Raw genomic sequence first — 14,531 nt, 5'->3', positions numbered from 1 at the left:
TTCTACATGCAAGCGACCAAGCCGACCCATGTCCGCTATTTGATCCTGCTCATGCTGTTCCTGGTGACCACGATCAACTATGCCGACCGGGCCACCATTGCAATCGCGGGCTCCAGCCTGCAAAAAGACCTCGGCATCGACGCGGTCACCCTCGGTTATATCTTCTCCGCATTCGGTTGGGCCTACGTGGCCGGGCAAATCCCCGGCGGCTGGCTGCTGGACCGATTCGGCTCGAAAAAAGTCTATGCCCTGAGCATCTTCACCTGGTCACTGTTCACCGTGCTGCAAGGCTATGTCGGTGAGTTCGGTGTCTCCACCGCAGTGGTTGCGCTGTTCATGCTGCGCTTCATGGTGGGCCTGGCCGAGGCGCCGTCCTTCCCGGGCAACGCGCGCATTGTTGCCGCCTGGTTCCCGACCGCCGAGCGCGGTACGGCCTCGGCGATCTTCAACTCGGCGCAGTACTTCGCCACGGTGTTGTTCGCGCCGCTGATGGGCTGGATCGTCTACCGCTTCGGCTGGCAGCACGTGTTTATCGTGATGGGCGTGATCGGCATCGTGTTCTCGCTGATCTGGCTGAAAGTTATCCACAGCCCGCGCCAGCACCCGATGATCAACGAAGCCGAGCTCAATCACATCGCCGCCAATGGCGCGATGGTCGATATGGATCAGGACAAGGGCAAGGGTAAGAAAACCGACGGTCCGAAGTGGGATTACATCCGTCAGTTGCTGACCAACCGCATGATGCTTGGCGTGTACCTGGGCCAGTACTGCATCAACGGCATCACCTACTTCTTCCTGACCTGGTTCCCGGTGTACCTGGTGCAGGATCGCGGCATGACCATCCTCAAGGCCGGTTTCATCGCCTCGTTGCCGGCGATCTGCGGGTTTATCGGTGGCGTGCTGGGCGGGGTGATTTCCGACTACCTGCTGCGCAAAGGCCATTCGCTGACGTTCGCCCGCAAGGCGCCGATCATTGCCGGTCTGCTGGTCTCCAGCAGCATCATCGCGTGCAACTATGTAGACGTTGAATGGATGGTGGTGGGCTTCATGGCCTTGGCCTTCTTCGGCAAGGGCGTCGGCGCACTGGGTTGGGCGGTCGTGTCCGACACCTCGCCGAAACAAATCGCCGGTCTCAGTGGCGGCTTGTTCAACACCTTCGGTAACCTCGCGTCGATCACCACGCCGATTGTCATCGGCTACATCATCAGCACCACCGGCTCGTTCAAGTGGGCCCTGGTGTTTGTCGGCGCCAACGCGCTGGTGGCGGTGTTCAGCTATCTGGTCATCGTCGGCCCGATCAAGCGTGTAGTACTCAAAGAGCCGCCAAGCAAGGGGCCTGAGTTGACCAACCTAACCGAAGCGCATTCCTGAGAGGCCCCGTGATGCAGTTGATTGAACATGCCGACTCGCCGCGCTCCATCCGCCTGCACGAGCGCGACAACGTAGTGATCGTGGTCAACGACCAGGGCGTACCGGCCGGGACCGAGTTCCCGGACGGCCTGGTGACCGTGGATTTCATCCCCCAGAGCCACAAAGTGACTCTGGAAGACATCCCCGAAGGCGGTCAGATTATTCGCTACGGACAGACCATCGGTTACGCCCTGGCGCCGATTCCGCGCGGCAGTTGGGTCCAGGAAGATCAACTGCGCATGCCCACCGCGCCACCGCTGGACAGCTTGCCGCTGTCCACCGAGGTGCCTGAAGCCCAGGCACCGTTGGAGGGGTTTACCTTCGAGGGCTATCGCAACGCCGACGGTACCGTGGGCACGCGCAATATCCTCGGCATCACCACCACGGTGCAGTGTGTGACGGGCGTGCTGGACCATGCGGTCAAGCGCATCAAGGACGAATTGCTGCCCAAGTACCCTCACGTCGATGACGTGGTGGCGCTGACCCACAGCTACGGCTGCGGGGTAGCGATCACCGCGACGGATGCCTACATCCCGATCCGTACCGTGCGTAACCTGGCGCGCAACCCGAACCTGGGCGGCGAAGCCCTGGTGATCAGCCTGGGCTGCGAGAAATTGCAGGCCGGGCAGGTGATGCACGACAACGACAGCTCCGTCGACCTCAGCGAGCCGTGGCTGTATCGGTTGCAGGATTCCAGCCATGGCTTTACCGAGATGATCGAGCAGATCATGGACTTGGCCGAAGTGCGCCTGAAGAAGCTCGACCAGCGTCGCCGGGAAACCGTGCCGGCGTCCGAGTTGATCCTGGGCATGCAGTGCGGCGGCAGTGATGCGTTTTCCGGCATCACCGCCAACCCGGCGCTGGGCTATGCCTCGGATTTGTTGCTGCGGGCCGGGGCAACGGTGATGTTTTCCGAAGTCACCGAAGTGCGGGATGCCATTTACCTGCTGACTTCGCGCGCAGAGACGAAGGAAGTTGCCGAAGAGTTGGTCAGGGAAATGGACTGGTACGACCGTTACCTGGCCAAGGGTGAAGCGGATCGCAGTGCCAACACCACGCCAGGCAACAAGAAGGGCGGGCTGTCGAACATTGTCGAGAAGTCCCTGGGCTCCATCGTCAAGTCCGGCAGCAGCGCGATCAACGGCGTGCTGGGCCCTGGCGAGCGCTTCAAGAGCAAGGGCCTGATCTTCTGCGCGACACCGGCCAGTGATTTTGTCTGCGGCACCCTGCAACTGGCGGCGGGGATGAACCTGCATGTGTTCACCACCGGGCGTGGTACCCCTTACGGGCTGGCGATGGCGCCGGTGGTGAAGGTCTCGACGCGTACGGAGCTGGCGCAGCGCTGGCCGGACCTCATCGATATCGACGCCGGGCGCATTGCCACCGGGCGCGCGACCATCGAGGAGTTGGGCTGGGAGTTGTTCCACTTCTACCTGGACGTGGCCAGCGGTAAGAAGCAGACCTGGGCGGAACATCACAAGCTGCATAACGACATCACCTTGTTCAACCCGGCGCCGATTACCTGATTGTGGTGAGCGGGCTTGCCCCGCGCTGGGTGGCGAAGCCGCCCTAAACTCAGGACTTTCAACTCTAACTGAAGGAGCTCAGTGCCTGAGATGGGGCGGCTTCGCCACCCAGCGCGGGGCAAGCCCGCTCACTACAGGGATCTGGACCAGACTAACCGGGTTGTAGTGGCTTATCATTAGCCACCTGACGACGCTCACCAAGGTTCTCCCCGGCATGCTGGCTATTTTCCTCACCACCCTCACCATCACTGCGCCGGTATTCGCCATGCTGTTCCTGGGTGTGCTGCTCAAGCGCATCAACTGGATCAACGACAACTTTATCCACACGGCTTCGTCCCTGGTGTTCAACGTCACCATGCCGGCGCTGCTGTTCCTCGGCATCCTCCACGCCGACCTGCACTCGGCGCTCAAGCCGGGGTTGCTGATCTATTTTGCCGTCGCCACGCTGCTGAGCTTTGCCCTGGCCTGGGGCTGGGCGATTTTTCGCTGCAAGCGTGAAGACCGAGGCATCTACACCCAGGGCGCGTTTCGCGGCAATAACGGAGTGATCGGCCTGGCCCTGGCGGCCAGCATGTACGGCGACTACGGCATTTCCCTCGGCGCGATCCTCGCGGCGCTGGTGATCCTGTTCTACAACACCCTGTCGACCATTGTGCTGGCGGTGTACAGCCCGGTGATCAAGTCCGACCCGTGGAGCATCTGCAAAAGTGTGGTAGCCAATCCGCTGATCATCAGCGTGATCGTGGCGGCGCCGTTCGCGTATTTTCAGATTGGCCTGCCGGGCTGGCTGGAAAAATCCATGCAGTACCTGGCGGACACCACCTTGCCGTTGGCATTGATCTGCATTGGCGGCACCCTGTCCCTGGCGGCGCTGCGCAAGAGCGGCAATATGGCGCTGAGCGCGAGCTTGATGAAGATGGTCTGGCTGCCGGTGGTCGCGACCCTGGGCGCGTGGCTGCTGGGCTTTCGCGGGCCGGAGTTGGGGATCCTGTTCCTGTACTTCGGTGCGCCGACCGCCGCGGCGAGCTTCGTGATGGCCAGGGCGGCCGAGGGCAATCATGAACTGGCGGCGGCGATTATCGTGATCACCACGCTGATGGCGGCAGTGACCACGAATATCGGGATTTTCGTGTTGCAGGCGGGTGGCTGGATCTAGCCTTCTTTCTGATAGGTGTCGATGACTTCCTGCGCCGCCCGAAACGCATCAATCGCCGCCGGTACGCCGGCATACACCGCGCAATGCAGCAGCGCTTCGCGAATTTCCTCCACAGTACAGCCATTGTTCAACGCGCCACGCACGTGGCCCTTGAGCTCCTGGGGGCACTTGAGTGCGGTGAGGGCGGCGAGGGTGATCAGGCTGCGCGTCTTCAGCGGCAAGCCTTCGCGGGTCCACACGCTGCCCCAGGCATGTTCGTTGACGAAGTCCTGCAGCGGCTGGGTGAATTCGGTGGCGTTGCCCAGGGCGCGGTCGACGAACACATCGCCCATCACCTGGCGACGCATTTCAACCCCGGGCTTTTTCTGATCGGTCATTGCGATTCCCTCTTGTGTTGGCGGCGCCAGGCTCGCAGCGTGCTGAACAACAGGAAAGCCACCAGCACTGGCAGGACGTAATACAGCATCAGTTGTTCAAGCTTGTTGGCCAGGGGCATGCCGGTGGTGAACGACATCACGTGCAGCCCATACGCCAGGTACAGGCCCAGCAGTACCAGGCCTTCGGCGCGGGTGACGCGGTAGCCGGTATAAAACACCGGCAGGCACAGCACCACCACGCCGAGCATCACCGGCAGGTCAAAGTCCAGGGCGTTGGGCGACACCGACAGCGGCGAAGGCGCGAGCAGCGCGGTCAGCCCCAATACACCCAGCAGGTTGAACAGGTTGCTGCCGATCACGTTGCCCACGGCAATTTCCCGCTGGCCGCGCAGGGCGGCAATCAGTGAGGTGGCCAGGCAGGGCAGTGACGTGCCGACGCCGATCAGCGTAAGGCCGATGATGCGCTCCGACAGGCCCAGGTCAGCCGCCACATCCACCGCCGCGCCGAGCAGCAAGTGCCCGGCCAGCACGAGGATCAACAACCCGCCGAGCATCTGCAGCACACTGCTCAGCCAGGGCGCCCGGGCGACGGTATCCAGGGTGCGCGGGCGGCGCGAATGGCGGGTCTGGTAATGCAGCACGCCGAGGTAGGCCAGCAGAGCAATCAGCAGCAGCAGGCCATCGACCGGCGTCAGTTCTTCATTGGCCGCCAGGGTAAACACCAGCAGTCCGGCGAGGATCATCACCGGAATATCCAGGCGCACCAGCTGCCGCGAGACGCGCAGGGGGATGATCAGCGCCGACAGGCCCAGGGTCACGAGGATGTTGAAGATGCTGCTGCCGATCACGCTGCCCACGGCAATGTCGGTATTGCCGGCCAGGGTGGCCTGCAGGCTGACGGTCATCTGGGGCGCGCTGCTGCCGAAGGCGACGACCGTAAGACCGATGATCAGCGGCCGCACCTTGAGGCTGGCGGCCAGGCGCACGGCGGCGCGCACCAGGATCTCGGCGCCGAGGATCAGCAGCACCAGGCCGCTGACCAGTTCGAGCAGGCTCCAGGGCGAGAGGGCGGTTAATCCGAAAATGGCCAGGGCTCCGTCTTCAATTGCTCAGGGCTTGCACGCGAACCCGCGCAGTGCCGCTGCCCAGCATACCCAGTTGCTCGGCCGCCTTGCGTGATAGATCGATCAAGCGCCCACGGGTATGCGGGCCGCGATCGTTGATGCGGACCACGACGGATTTGTCGTTGTCGAGATTGGTGACCTTGACCTGGGTGCCGAAGGGCAGTCGCCGGTGGGCGGCGGTCAGGGCGTTCTGGTTGAAGGGTTCACCGCTGGCGGTTTTCTTGCCATGGTGCCTGGCGCCGTAATAAGAGGCGGTGCCGGTTTCGTCGTAGCCGTTGGGGTCGATGAGGCCGCTGGCGCAGCCGGCCAGCAGTGAGAATAGAGCCCATAGGCCTAATAGACGCTTCATTATCAAGGTGCCCCCATCACAAATGTGGGAGGGGGCTTGCCCCCGATAGCGGTGATTCAGTCAAAACAGCAGTGACTGACACTCTGCTATCGGGGGCAAGCCCCCTCCCACAGGGAGTCCGAGTCAGGCATGAAGTCTCGCCCGGACCATTCATCGCAATCAGCCTTCGAGCTTGCTTTTCAGCAGTTCGTTCACCTGTTGCGGGTTGGCCTTGCCTTTGGAGGCTTTCATCGCCTGGCCGACAAAGAAACCGAACATCTTGCCGCGCTTGGCTTCGTCTGCCGCACGGTACTGTTCGACCTGCTCGGCGTTGGCCGCCAGCATTTCATCCAGCACGGCCGAGATGGCGCCGCTGTCGGTGACTTGCTTGAGACCGCGTTTCTCGATGATCTCGTCGGCGCTGCCTTCACCGCTGGCCATGGCTTCGAACACGGTCTTGGCGATTTTGCCGGAGATGGTGTTGTCCTTGATGCGCAGCAGCATGCCGCCCAATTGCTCGGCCGACACCGGTGCTTCGTCGATCTCCAGGCCCTGTTTGTTCAGCAGGCTGCCCAGCTCGACCATCACCCAGTTGGCCGCCAGCTTGGCGTCACCGGCAATGCTCACGACCTTTTCGAAGTAGTCGGCTTGCTCACGGCTCGAAGCCAGCACGCTGGCATCGTAGATCGACAGGCCGAACTGCGCCTGGAAGCGCTCGCGTTTTTGCGGCGGCAACTCCGGCAGGGTGGCGCGGATGTCATTGAGGAACGAATCCTCAAGCACCACCGGTAACAGGTCCGGATCGGGGAAGTAACGGTAGTCGTTGGCTTCCTCTTTGCTGCGCATGGCGCGGGTTTCGTCTTTGTTCGGGTCGTACAGGCGCGTTTGCTGGATCACCTTGCCGCCGTCCTCGATCAATTCGATCTGGCGCCGCACTTCGGTGTTGATCGCTTTCTCGATAAAGCGGAACGAGTTGACGTTCTTGATCTCGCAGCGAGTGCCGTACTCGGCCTGGCCTTTTGGCCGCACCGACACGTTGCAGTCGCAACGCAGCGAGCCTTCGGCCATGTTGCCGTCACAGATGCCCAGGTAACGCACCAGCGCGTGGATGGTCTTGACGTAGGCCACGGCTTCCTTGGCGCTGCGCATGTCCGGCTCGGACACGATCTCCAGCAGCGGGGTGCCGGCACGGTTCAGGTCGATACCGGTGGCACCGTTGAACTCTTCGTGCAGGCTCTTGCCGGCGTCTTCTTCCAGGTGCGCACGGGTGACGCCGACACGCTTGATGGTGCCGTCTTCCAGCGGGATGTCCAGGTAGCCCTTGCCGACGATCGGCAATTCCATCTGGCTGATCTGGTAGCCCTTGGGCAGGTCCGGGTAGAAGTAGTTCTTGCGCGCGAACACGTTGTGCTGGCCGATCTCGGCGTCAATCGCCAGGCCGAACATCACCGCCATGCGCACGGCTTCCTGGTTCAGCACCGGCAGTACGCCAGGCATGCCCAGGTCTACCAGGCTGGCCTGGGTGTTGGGCTCGGAGCCGAACGTGGTGGCGCTACCGGAGAAAATCTTCGATTGGGTGGCGAGCTGGGTATGAATCTCCAGCCCGATCACAACTTCCCATTGCATAGTGTTCTCCTCAGAAGCCGGTAGGGGTGCGAGTGTGCCAGTCGGTGTTCAACTGGTACTGGTGCGCCACATTGAGCAGGCGGCCTTCCTGGAAGTACGGGGCGAGCAATTGCACGCCCACCGGCAGGCCATCGACGAAACCGGCAGGCATGGACAAGCCCGGCAGGCCCGCGAGGTTGGCGGTGATGGTGTAGAGGTCTTCCAGGTACTCGGCAATCGGGTCGCCGGTCTTGGCGCCGATCTTCCAGGCCGGGTTCGGCGTGGTTGGGCCGAGGATCACGTCGACTTCTTCAAAGGCAGCCATGAAGTCGTTCTTGATCAGGCGTCGGATCTTTTGCGCCTTGAGGTAGTACGCGTCGTAATAGCCGGCGGACAGGGCGTAGGCACCGACCATGATCCGGCGTTGCACTTCGGCACCGAAGCCTTCGCCACGGGAGCGTTTGTACAGGTCGGTCAGGTCCTTCGGGTTCTCGCAGCGGTAGCCGAAGCGCACGCCGTCGAAACGCGACAGGTTGGAAGAGGCTTCTGCCGGCGCGATCACGTAGTAGGCAGGAATCGCATGCTGGTTGTTCGGCAGGCTGATTTCCTTGATCACGGCGCCGAGCTTTTCCAGCTCCTTGACGCTGTTGTGCACCAATTCGGCAATGCGCGGGTCGAGACCGGCGCTGAAGTATTCCTTCGGCACGCCGATGCGCAGGCCCTTGAGCGAAGCATTGAGGCTGGTGCTGTAGTCCGGCACCGGTTCATCGATGCTGGTGGAGTCCTGGGCGTCGAAGCCTGCCATGCCTTGTAACAAAATCGCGCAGTCTTCGGCCGTGCGGGCCAGTGGGCCGCCCTGATCGAGGCTGGAGGCGTAGGCGATCATGCCCCAGCGGGAAACCCGACCGTAGGTCGGCTTCAGGCCGGTGAGGTTGGTGAAGGCCGCCGGCTGGCGGATCGAGCCGCCGGTGTCGGTCGCCGTGGCGGCTGGCAGGAAGCGCGCGGCAACGGCCGCAGCCGAACCACCGGACGAACCGCCGGGCACGTGTTCCAGGTTCCACGGGTTCTTCACCGCGCCGTAGTAGCTCGACTCGTTGGCCGACCCCATGGCGAATTCGTCCATGTTGGTCTTGCCCAGGGTCACGGCCCCGGCAGCGGCCAGCTTGGCGACCACGGTGGCGTCGTAGGGCGCCTTGAAGTTGTCGAGCATCTTCGAGCCGCAGCTGGTGCGCACGCCCTGGGTGCAGAACAGGTCCTTGTGGGCGATCGGTGCGCCCAGCAGGGCACCGTTTTCACCGTTGGCGCGGCGTACATCCGCGGCCTTGGCCTGGCTCAGGGCCAGCTCTTCGGTGAGGCTGATGAAGCTGTTGACCTTGGGGTCCAGCTCGGCGATGCGCGCAAGCAGGGTCTTGGTCAGCTCTTCGGAAGAAAACTTTTTGTCGGCGAGACCGCGGGCGATCTCGGCCAGAGTCATGTGATGCATGAAAGGCTCTTTCCCTTTAGTCGATGACTTTCGGAACCAGGTACAGGCCGTTTTCGACCGCTGGCGCGATGGACTGGTAGGCCTCGCGATTATTGCGCTCGGTCACGACGTCTGCGCGCAGGCGCTGGCTGGCTTCCAGCGGGTGAGCCAGGGGCTCGATGCCGTCGGTATTCACGGCCTGCATTTGGTCAACCAGCCCGAGAATGCTGTTCAGGGCTGCGGTGGTCTGTGGAAGATCGGCTTCATTCAGGCCAAGCGAGGCCAGATGAGCGATTTTTTCCACGTCGGAGCGTTCAAGCGCCATGGGAATCTCCAGTGGAAAACAGAACGGAGGCTGTCCGTGTGTTAGATTGTCGGAACACTACCGCATTTCTACGGTCTTACGGCCGCGATTGTGGGGGTTGGTGCACAGAAAGTCGGCCAATTTAGCACATTGGCGCCTTGCCCAAAATCCCTGTCGTTGTTAGAGTTTGCCGCACTTTTTTACCCACGCGTTGCCTAGGGTCCTTTCCCCATGTTCAAGAAACTGCGTGGCATGTTTTCCAGCGATCTTTCCATTGACCTGGGCACTGCCAACACCCTTATTTACGTGCGCGAGCGCGGTATCGTCCTGAATGAGCCGTCGGTTGTGGCCATTCGGACCCATGGTAATCAGAAAAGTGTCGTTGCCGTCGGCACCGAGGCCAAGCGCATGCTCGGCCGAACACCAGGCAATATTGCTGCCATTCGTCCGATGAAAGACGGCGTGATCGCCGACTTCAGCGTCTGCGAAAAGATGCTGCAGTACTTCATCAACAAGGTTCACGAAAACAGTTTCCTGCAGCCCAGCCCTCGTGTGCTGATCTGTGTTCCGTGCAAATCCACCCAGGTGGAGCGTCGTGCCATCCGTGAATCGGCCCTTGGCGCCGGTGCCCGCGAAGTGTTCCTGATCGAAGAGCCGATGGCTGCTGCGATCGGTGCCGGCCTGCCGGTTGAAGAAGCGCGCGGTTCGATGGTGGTGGATATCGGTGGTGGTACCACTGAAATCGCCCTGATTTCCCTGAACGGTGTGGTGTATGCCGAATCCGTACGTGTAGGCGGCGACCGTTTCGACGAAGCGATCATCACTTATGTACGTCGCAACTACGGCAGCCTGATCGGCGAATCCACCGCCGAGCGCATCAAGCAGGAAATCGGTACCGCTTACCCGGGCGGCGAAGTTCGCGAAGTCGATGTTCGCGGTCGCAACCTGGCCGAAGGCGTTCCACGTGCCTTCACCCTGAACTCCAATGAAGTGCTGGAAGCTCTGCAAGAGTCCCTGGCCACCATCGTTCAGGCTGTGAAGAGCGCCCTGGAGCAATCGCCGCCGGAGCTGGCTTCTGACATCGCCGAGCGAGGCCTGGTGCTGACCGGTGGTGGCGCCCTGTTGCGCGACCTCGACAAGCTGCTGGCCCAGGAAACCGGCCTGCCGGTGATCGTCGCCGAAGACCCGCTGACCTGCGTTGCCCGTGGCGGTGGTCGTGCACTGGAAATGATGGATAAACACACCATGGACCTGCTCTCCAGCGAATAAGATCGTTGGTTGCACCATGTTTCGCCCGCAGGCAGCACTTTGCAGTGCTGCCTGTTGGCGTTTATCTTCTTCAATCTGCATCCAGGCCGGTTAGATGCCGTATGAATAAAGAGAACATTTGCCTGGGAGGAGCGGCCTATTAAACCGCTTTTCGCCAAAGGCCCCTCATTGGGCGTGCGCTTATTGGTGCTGGTCGTGCTTTCGGTCGCATTGATGGTGGTCGATGCCCGCTTTGCGCTGCTCAAGCCGGTGCGTAGCCAAATGTCGCTGGTGTTGATGCAGACCTACTGGATCACCGACCTGCCGCAACGTCTCTACCAGGGCGTGGCCAGCCAATTTGGCAGCCGCACCGAACTGGTTGCCGAGAACGAAAAACTCAAGACCGAAAACCTGCTGTTGCAGGGGCGCATGCAAAAGCTGGCAGCCCTCACCGAGCAGAACGTTCGGCTGCGCGAGTTGCTTAACTCTTCTGCGTTGGTCAACGAAAAGGTCGAAGTGGCCGAGTTGATCGGCATGGACCCCAACCCCTTTACCCATCGCATCATCATCAACAAGGGTGAGCGCGACGGTGTGGTCCTTGGTCAGCCGGTACTGGATGCCCGGGGACTGATGGGGCAGGTCGTCGAGCTGATGCCCTACACCTCGCGGGTCCTGCTGCTGACGGACACCACCCACAGCATTCCGGTGCAGGTCAACCGTAACGGCTTGCGCGCGATTGCCAGCGGTACCGGTAACCCTGAGCGCCTGGAATTACGTCACGTCGCGGATACGGCCGACATCAAGGAAGGCGACCTGCTGGTCAGCTCCGGCCTGGGCCAGCGGTTCCCGGCAGGCTATCCGGTGGCAACGGTCAAGGAAGTGATCCACGATTCCGGCCAGCCCTTCGCCATTGTGCGTGCCGTGCCCACTGCCGCCCTGAACCGCAGCCGCTACCTGTTGCTGGTGTTCAGCGACAACCGTACTCCGGAAGAACGCGCCAACGACGCCGCCCAGGCCCAGGAAGCGGAAGACAAGAAGAACGGCACCGCGCCGATCATTCCTGCGACCGTGCCCAAGCCTCAGTCGACTACCCCCGCTGTACCGGCGGCAACTCCGGCAGCTACTGCGCCTGTGGCCACACCGGTCAAGCCTGCGGTCCATAGCGTGCACCCGGTGAAACCGACTGCAGCGAAACCGCCGGCCACCACGCCTGCCACTACGACGCCCGCTGCGAAGCCTCCAGCCGCAGCCCCGGCCACCATACGGCAGAGGGAGGAATAATGGCCGGTACTCATTCGAGCAATGGCTGGATCGTCTGGCTGACATTCGCCATCGGCTTGCTGCTCAGCGTTTCGCCGCTGCCGCAGTTCATGGAGATCCTGCGTCCGCTGTGGCTGGCATTGCTGCTGGCATTCTGGTCGCTGAACCTGCCGCATAAAGTGGGCATGGTCACGGCCATGTTCCTGGGCTTGGCGGAAGATGTGCTGTATGGCACCTTGCTGGGCCAGAACGCGTTGATCCTGACCCTGATCACCTTCCTGGTGCTGTCGTTGCAGCAGCGCCTGCGCATGTTCCCGATGTGGCAGCAATGCCTGGTGATCCTGGTGATCTTCGGCCTGGCGCAGTTGGTACAGTTGTGGCTCAGTGCCTTGACCGGCAACCGCCAGCCAACCCTGGCGCTGGTGTTGCCGGCCCTGGTCAGTGCGCTGTTGTGGCCGTGGATCAGCTTCGGCCTGCGTGGGTTACGTCGTCGCTATAAAATCAATTGAATGGATTGCGAGGCTCTGCCTGGTTATCGAACCCCACAGGGAGAGTCTGCAATGAATTCGCTATATCTGGCCTCGGGCTCCCCGAGGCGGCGTGAACTGCTGACCCAGATCGGTGTGCCTTTCACCGTGGTCAGCGCCGCCATTGATGAAACCCCTCTTACAAACGAAACCCCTGTTTCCTACGTCGAGCGTCTCGCTCGAGGTAAGGCCGCAGCGGGTTTTGCCGCGCTCGGGCAACGCTCGGCCGCCTGCGTCCTGGGCGCCGATACCGCAGTGATCGTGGACGGCAAGATCCTCGGCAAGCCCGTAGACCAAGCCGATGCGTTGGCGATGTTGATGGCACTGGCGGGGCGTGAACATGAAGTTCTGACTGCGATTGCCCTGACTGACGGCCAGCGCTGTGAAACCCGATGTGTAAGCAGTCGTGTACTTTTCCGTGGGATTTCTGTCGAGGAGGCTACAAGCTACTGGCACAGCGGCGAACCCCAGGACAAGGCGGGCGGCTATGCTATCCAAGGGCTTGGCTCGGTGTTTGTGGCCGGGCTCAATGGCAGCTATTCCGCCGTGGTAGGCCTGCCGGTGTGCGAAACCGCGCAACTGCTTGCCCAATTCGGCATACCCTGTTGGCAAAACCTTACCGCGCGCTGAACGCGTTACTCCAGCGCCCAGCCTTACAGCGATCGGTCACTATTGTGAAAACGCCTGAACGAGACCCAGCCATGAGTGAAGAGATTCTGATCAATATCACGCCGATGGAATCGCGCGTGGCGGTGGTAGAGAACGGTGTTCTGCAAGAAGTGCATGTCGAGCGCACCCAGAAACGCGGGATCGTCGGCAATATCTACAAGGGCAAGGTGGTGCGGGTGTTGCCGGGGATGCAGGCGGCATTTGTCGATATCGGCCTGGACCGGGCAGCATTTATCCACGCCTCGGAGATTTCCCTGCGCGAAGGGCCGGCGGTGGAAAGCATCAGTGCCTTGGTGCATGAAGGGCAGAGCCTGGTGGTGCAAGTCACCAAGGACCCCATCGGCTCCAAGGGCGCACGCCTGACCACTCAACTGTCGATTCCGTCGCGCTACCTGGTGTATATGCCGCGCACCGCCCATGTCGGCATTTCCCTGAAAATTGAAGACGAAGCCGAGCGCGAGCGCCTGAAAAAGGTGGTCAGCGACTGCGTGGCCGCTGAAGGTATCAAGGAAGCGGGCGGCTTTATCCTGCGCACCGCAGCCGAGGGCGCCGGTGCCGACGAAATCCTCATGGACATTCGCTACCTGCGGCGCCTGTGGGACCAGATCGGCGCACAGATCAAGACCATCGGCGCGCCGAGTGTGATCTACGAAGACCTGGGCCTGGCCCTGCGTACCTTGCGCGACCTGGTCAGCCCCAAGATCGAGAAAATTCGCATCGACTCGCGGGAAACCTTCCAGCGCACCACGCAATTTGTTGCCGAGCTGATGCCGGAAATTGCCGATCGCCTGGAGCATTATCCTGGCGAACGGCCGATCTTCGACCTGTATGGCGTCGAGGACGAAATCCAGAAAGCCCTGGAGCGCAAGGTGCCGCTCAAGTCCGGTGGCTACCTGGTGGTGGACCCGGCGGAAGCGATGACCACCATCGACGTCAACACCGGCGCGTTCGTAGGCCATCGCAACCTTGAAGAGACCATCTTCAAGACCAATCTCGAAGCGGCCACGGCGATTGCTCGTCAACTGCGCCTGCGTAACCTGGGCGGCATCATCATCATCGACTTCATCGACATGGAAGATGAAGAGCACCAGCGCCAGGTGCTGCGCACGCTCGAAAAACAGCTGGAGCGCGATCACGCCAAGACCAATATCATCGGCATCACCGAGCTGGGCCTGGTGCAGATGACCCGCAAGCGCACCCGCGAGAGCCTGGAGCAGGTGCTGTGCGAGCCCTGCAGCAGTTGCCAGGGCCGCGGTAAGTTGAAGACTCCGGAAACGGTTTGCTACGAGATTTTCCGGGAAATCCTCCGAGAGGCACGGGCCTACCAGGCCGAAGGTTATAGAGTGCTTGCCAACCAGAAAGTGGTCGACCGCCTGCTGGATGAAGAGTCCGGTAACGTGGCTGAGCTGGAGGGGTTTATCGGGCGTACGATTCGCTTCCAGGTCGAAACCATGTATTCCCAGGAACAATATGACGTGGTGCTGCTCTGATCCCCATTCGCTTTCTTTTTACGCGACTCGCAGACCTTGATCTGC

The 14,531-nt window shown here is 61.5% G+C and carries 14 protein-coding genes; 8 read left to right on the top strand and 6 right to left on the bottom strand.

The genetic code is table 11. The features are described from left to right. The first annotated feature begins 6 nt into the window (after window positions 1–6). From BFQ01_RS04040 to BFQ01_RS04030, 3 genes are all read left to right on the top strand, one after another. Window positions 7–1,371, top strand: a complete 1,365-nt coding sequence (locus tag BFQ01_RS04040) for an MFS transporter (protein ID WP_027604835.1) — start codon at window positions 7–9, stop codon at window positions 1,369–1,371. A gap of 11 nt (window positions 1,372–1,382) precedes the next feature. Continuing rightward, window positions 1,383–2,936 (top strand): galactarate dehydratase, encoded by a 1,554-nt coding sequence (garD, locus tag BFQ01_RS04035; protein ID WP_065924307.1) that lies wholly within the window; start codon window positions 1,383–1,385, stop codon window positions 2,934–2,936. Between the two features lie 214 nt (window positions 2,937–3,150). Further along, the gene (locus tag BFQ01_RS04030) at window positions 3,151–4,092 is read left to right on the top strand and encodes an AEC family transporter (RefSeq protein ID WP_027604833.1); all 942 of its coding nucleotides are present in this window, start codon (window positions 3,151–3,153) and stop codon (window positions 4,090–4,092) included. Here BFQ01_RS04030 and BFQ01_RS04025 read toward each other — a convergent pair. From BFQ01_RS04025 to gatC, 6 genes are all read right to left on the bottom strand, one after another. Further along, on the bottom strand, window positions 4,089–4,469 hold the full coding sequence (locus BFQ01_RS04025) for a carboxymuconolactone decarboxylase family protein (protein ID WP_065924306.1): 381 nt from the start codon (window positions 4,467–4,469) through the stop codon (window positions 4,089–4,091). The two genes, BFQ01_RS04030 and BFQ01_RS04025, sit on opposite strands and share 4 nt — an antisense overlap. Continuing rightward, entirely contained in the window at window positions 4,466–5,512 is a 1,047-nt protein-coding gene (locus BFQ01_RS04020; RefSeq protein WP_065924305.1) for a calcium/sodium antiporter, read from the bottom strand. Before BFQ01_RS04020 ends, BFQ01_RS04025 begins: the two co-directional genes overlap by 4 nt. Before the next feature lie 58 nt (window positions 5,513–5,570). Next, window positions 5,571–5,942 (bottom strand): septal ring lytic transglycosylase RlpA family protein, encoded by a 372-nt coding sequence (locus BFQ01_RS04015; protein ID WP_065924304.1) that lies wholly within the window; start codon window positions 5,940–5,942, stop codon window positions 5,571–5,573. A 159-nt stretch (window positions 5,943–6,101) separates the two neighbouring features. Continuing rightward, window positions 6,102–7,547 (bottom strand): Asp-tRNA(Asn)/Glu-tRNA(Gln) amidotransferase subunit GatB, encoded by a 1,446-nt coding sequence (gene gatB / locus BFQ01_RS04010; protein ID WP_065924303.1) that lies wholly within the window; start codon window positions 7,545–7,547, stop codon window positions 6,102–6,104. Between the two features lie 10 nt (window positions 7,548–7,557). Next, on the bottom strand, window positions 7,558–9,009 hold the full coding sequence (gene gatA / locus BFQ01_RS04005) for an Asp-tRNA(Asn)/Glu-tRNA(Gln) amidotransferase subunit GatA (protein ID WP_065924302.1): 1,452 nt from the start codon (window positions 9,007–9,009) through the stop codon (window positions 7,558–7,560). Between the two features lie 16 nt (window positions 9,010–9,025). Next, complete coding sequence (gatC, locus tag BFQ01_RS04000) at window positions 9,026–9,313, bottom strand: Asp-tRNA(Asn)/Glu-tRNA(Gln) amidotransferase subunit GatC (protein ID WP_003171764.1); 288 nt, start codon at window positions 9,311–9,313, stop codon at window positions 9,026–9,028. 210 nt (window positions 9,314–9,523) lie between these two features. Between gatC and mreB the strand changes: the two genes are divergently transcribed. The 5 genes from mreB to rng all read left to right on the top strand — a co-directional run bounded on the left by mreB (window position 9,524) and on the right by rng (window position 14,486). Further along, window positions 9,524–10,561 carry a rod shape-determining protein MreB gene (mreB, locus tag BFQ01_RS03995; RefSeq protein WP_002555108.1) on the top strand — a complete coding sequence of 346 codons (1,038 nt, stop codon included), beginning with the start codon at window positions 9,524–9,526 and terminating at the stop codon, window positions 10,559–10,561. Between the two features lie 138 nt (window positions 10,562–10,699). Then, window positions 10,700–11,821, top strand: a complete 1,122-nt coding sequence (gene mreC / locus BFQ01_RS03990; protein WP_083221158.1) for a rod shape-determining protein MreC — start codon at window positions 10,700–10,702, stop codon at window positions 11,819–11,821. Continuing rightward, entirely contained in the window at window positions 11,821–12,309 is a 489-nt protein-coding gene (gene mreD / locus BFQ01_RS03985) for a rod shape-determining protein MreD (protein WP_027604826.1), read from the top strand. The genes mreC and mreD overlap by 1 nt, the downstream gene beginning before the upstream one ends. 51 nt (window positions 12,310–12,360) lie before the next feature. Next, window positions 12,361–12,957, top strand: coding sequence for a Maf family protein (locus BFQ01_RS03980; protein WP_027604825.1), 597 nt, complete (start codon window positions 12,361–12,363; stop codon window positions 12,955–12,957). Between the two features lie 71 nt (window positions 12,958–13,028). Then, window positions 13,029–14,486, top strand: a complete 1,458-nt coding sequence (gene rng, locus BFQ01_RS03975; RefSeq protein ID WP_010213134.1) for a ribonuclease G — start codon at window positions 13,029–13,031, stop codon at window positions 14,484–14,486. Window positions 14,487–14,531 lie beyond the last annotated feature (45 nt).

The sequence above is a fragment of the Pseudomonas sp. 8 R 14 genome, assembly GCF_900005955.1.
Lineage (GTDB): Bacteria > Pseudomonadota > Gammaproteobacteria > Pseudomonadales > Pseudomonadaceae > Aquipseudomonas > Aquipseudomonas marginalis.
Note: the sequence above shows the minus strand (reverse complement) of the source record. Positions and strands in the feature narration are given on the sequence as shown.

Excerpts from the sequence above, each read along its gene's own strand:
- rng (WP_010213134.1), top strand. The coding sequence starts at position 13,029 with ATGAGTGAAGAGATTCTGATCAATATCACGCCGATGGAATCGCGCGTG.
- garD (WP_065924307.1), top strand. The coding sequence starts at position 1,383 with ATGCAGTTGATTGAACATGCCGACTCGCCGCGCTCCATCCGCCTGCAC.
- BFQ01_RS03980 (WP_027604825.1), top strand. The coding sequence starts at position 12,361 with ATGAATTCGCTATATCTGGCCTCGGGCTCCCCGAGGCGGCGTGAACTG.
- BFQ01_RS04030 (WP_027604833.1), top strand. The coding sequence starts at position 3,151 with ATGCTGGCTATTTTCCTCACCACCCTCACCATCACTGCGCCGGTATTC.
- mreB (WP_002555108.1), top strand. The coding sequence starts at position 9,524 with ATGTTCAAGAAACTGCGTGGCATGTTTTCCAGCGATCTTTCCATTGAC.
- BFQ01_RS04040 (WP_027604835.1), top strand. The coding sequence starts at position 7 with ATGCAAGCGACCAAGCCGACCCATGTCCGCTATTTGATCCTGCTCATG.
- gatB (WP_065924303.1), bottom strand. The coding sequence starts at position 7,547 with ATGCAATGGGAAGTTGTGATCGGGCTGGAGATTCATACCCAGCTCGCC.
- gatA (WP_065924302.1), bottom strand. The coding sequence starts at position 9,009 with ATGCATCACATGACTCTGGCCGAGATCGCCCGCGGTCTCGCCGACAAA.
- BFQ01_RS04025 (WP_065924306.1), bottom strand. The coding sequence starts at position 4,469 with ATGACCGATCAGAAAAAGCCCGGGGTTGAAATGCGTCGCCAGGTGATG.
- mreD (WP_027604826.1), top strand. The coding sequence starts at position 11,821 with ATGGCCGGTACTCATTCGAGCAATGGCTGGATCGTCTGGCTGACATTC.
- gatC (WP_003171764.1), bottom strand. The coding sequence starts at position 9,313 with ATGGCGCTTGAACGCTCCGACGTGGAAAAAATCGCTCATCTGGCCTCG.
- BFQ01_RS04015 (WP_065924304.1), bottom strand. The coding sequence starts at position 5,942 with ATGAAGCGTCTATTAGGCCTATGGGCTCTATTCTCACTGCTGGCCGGC.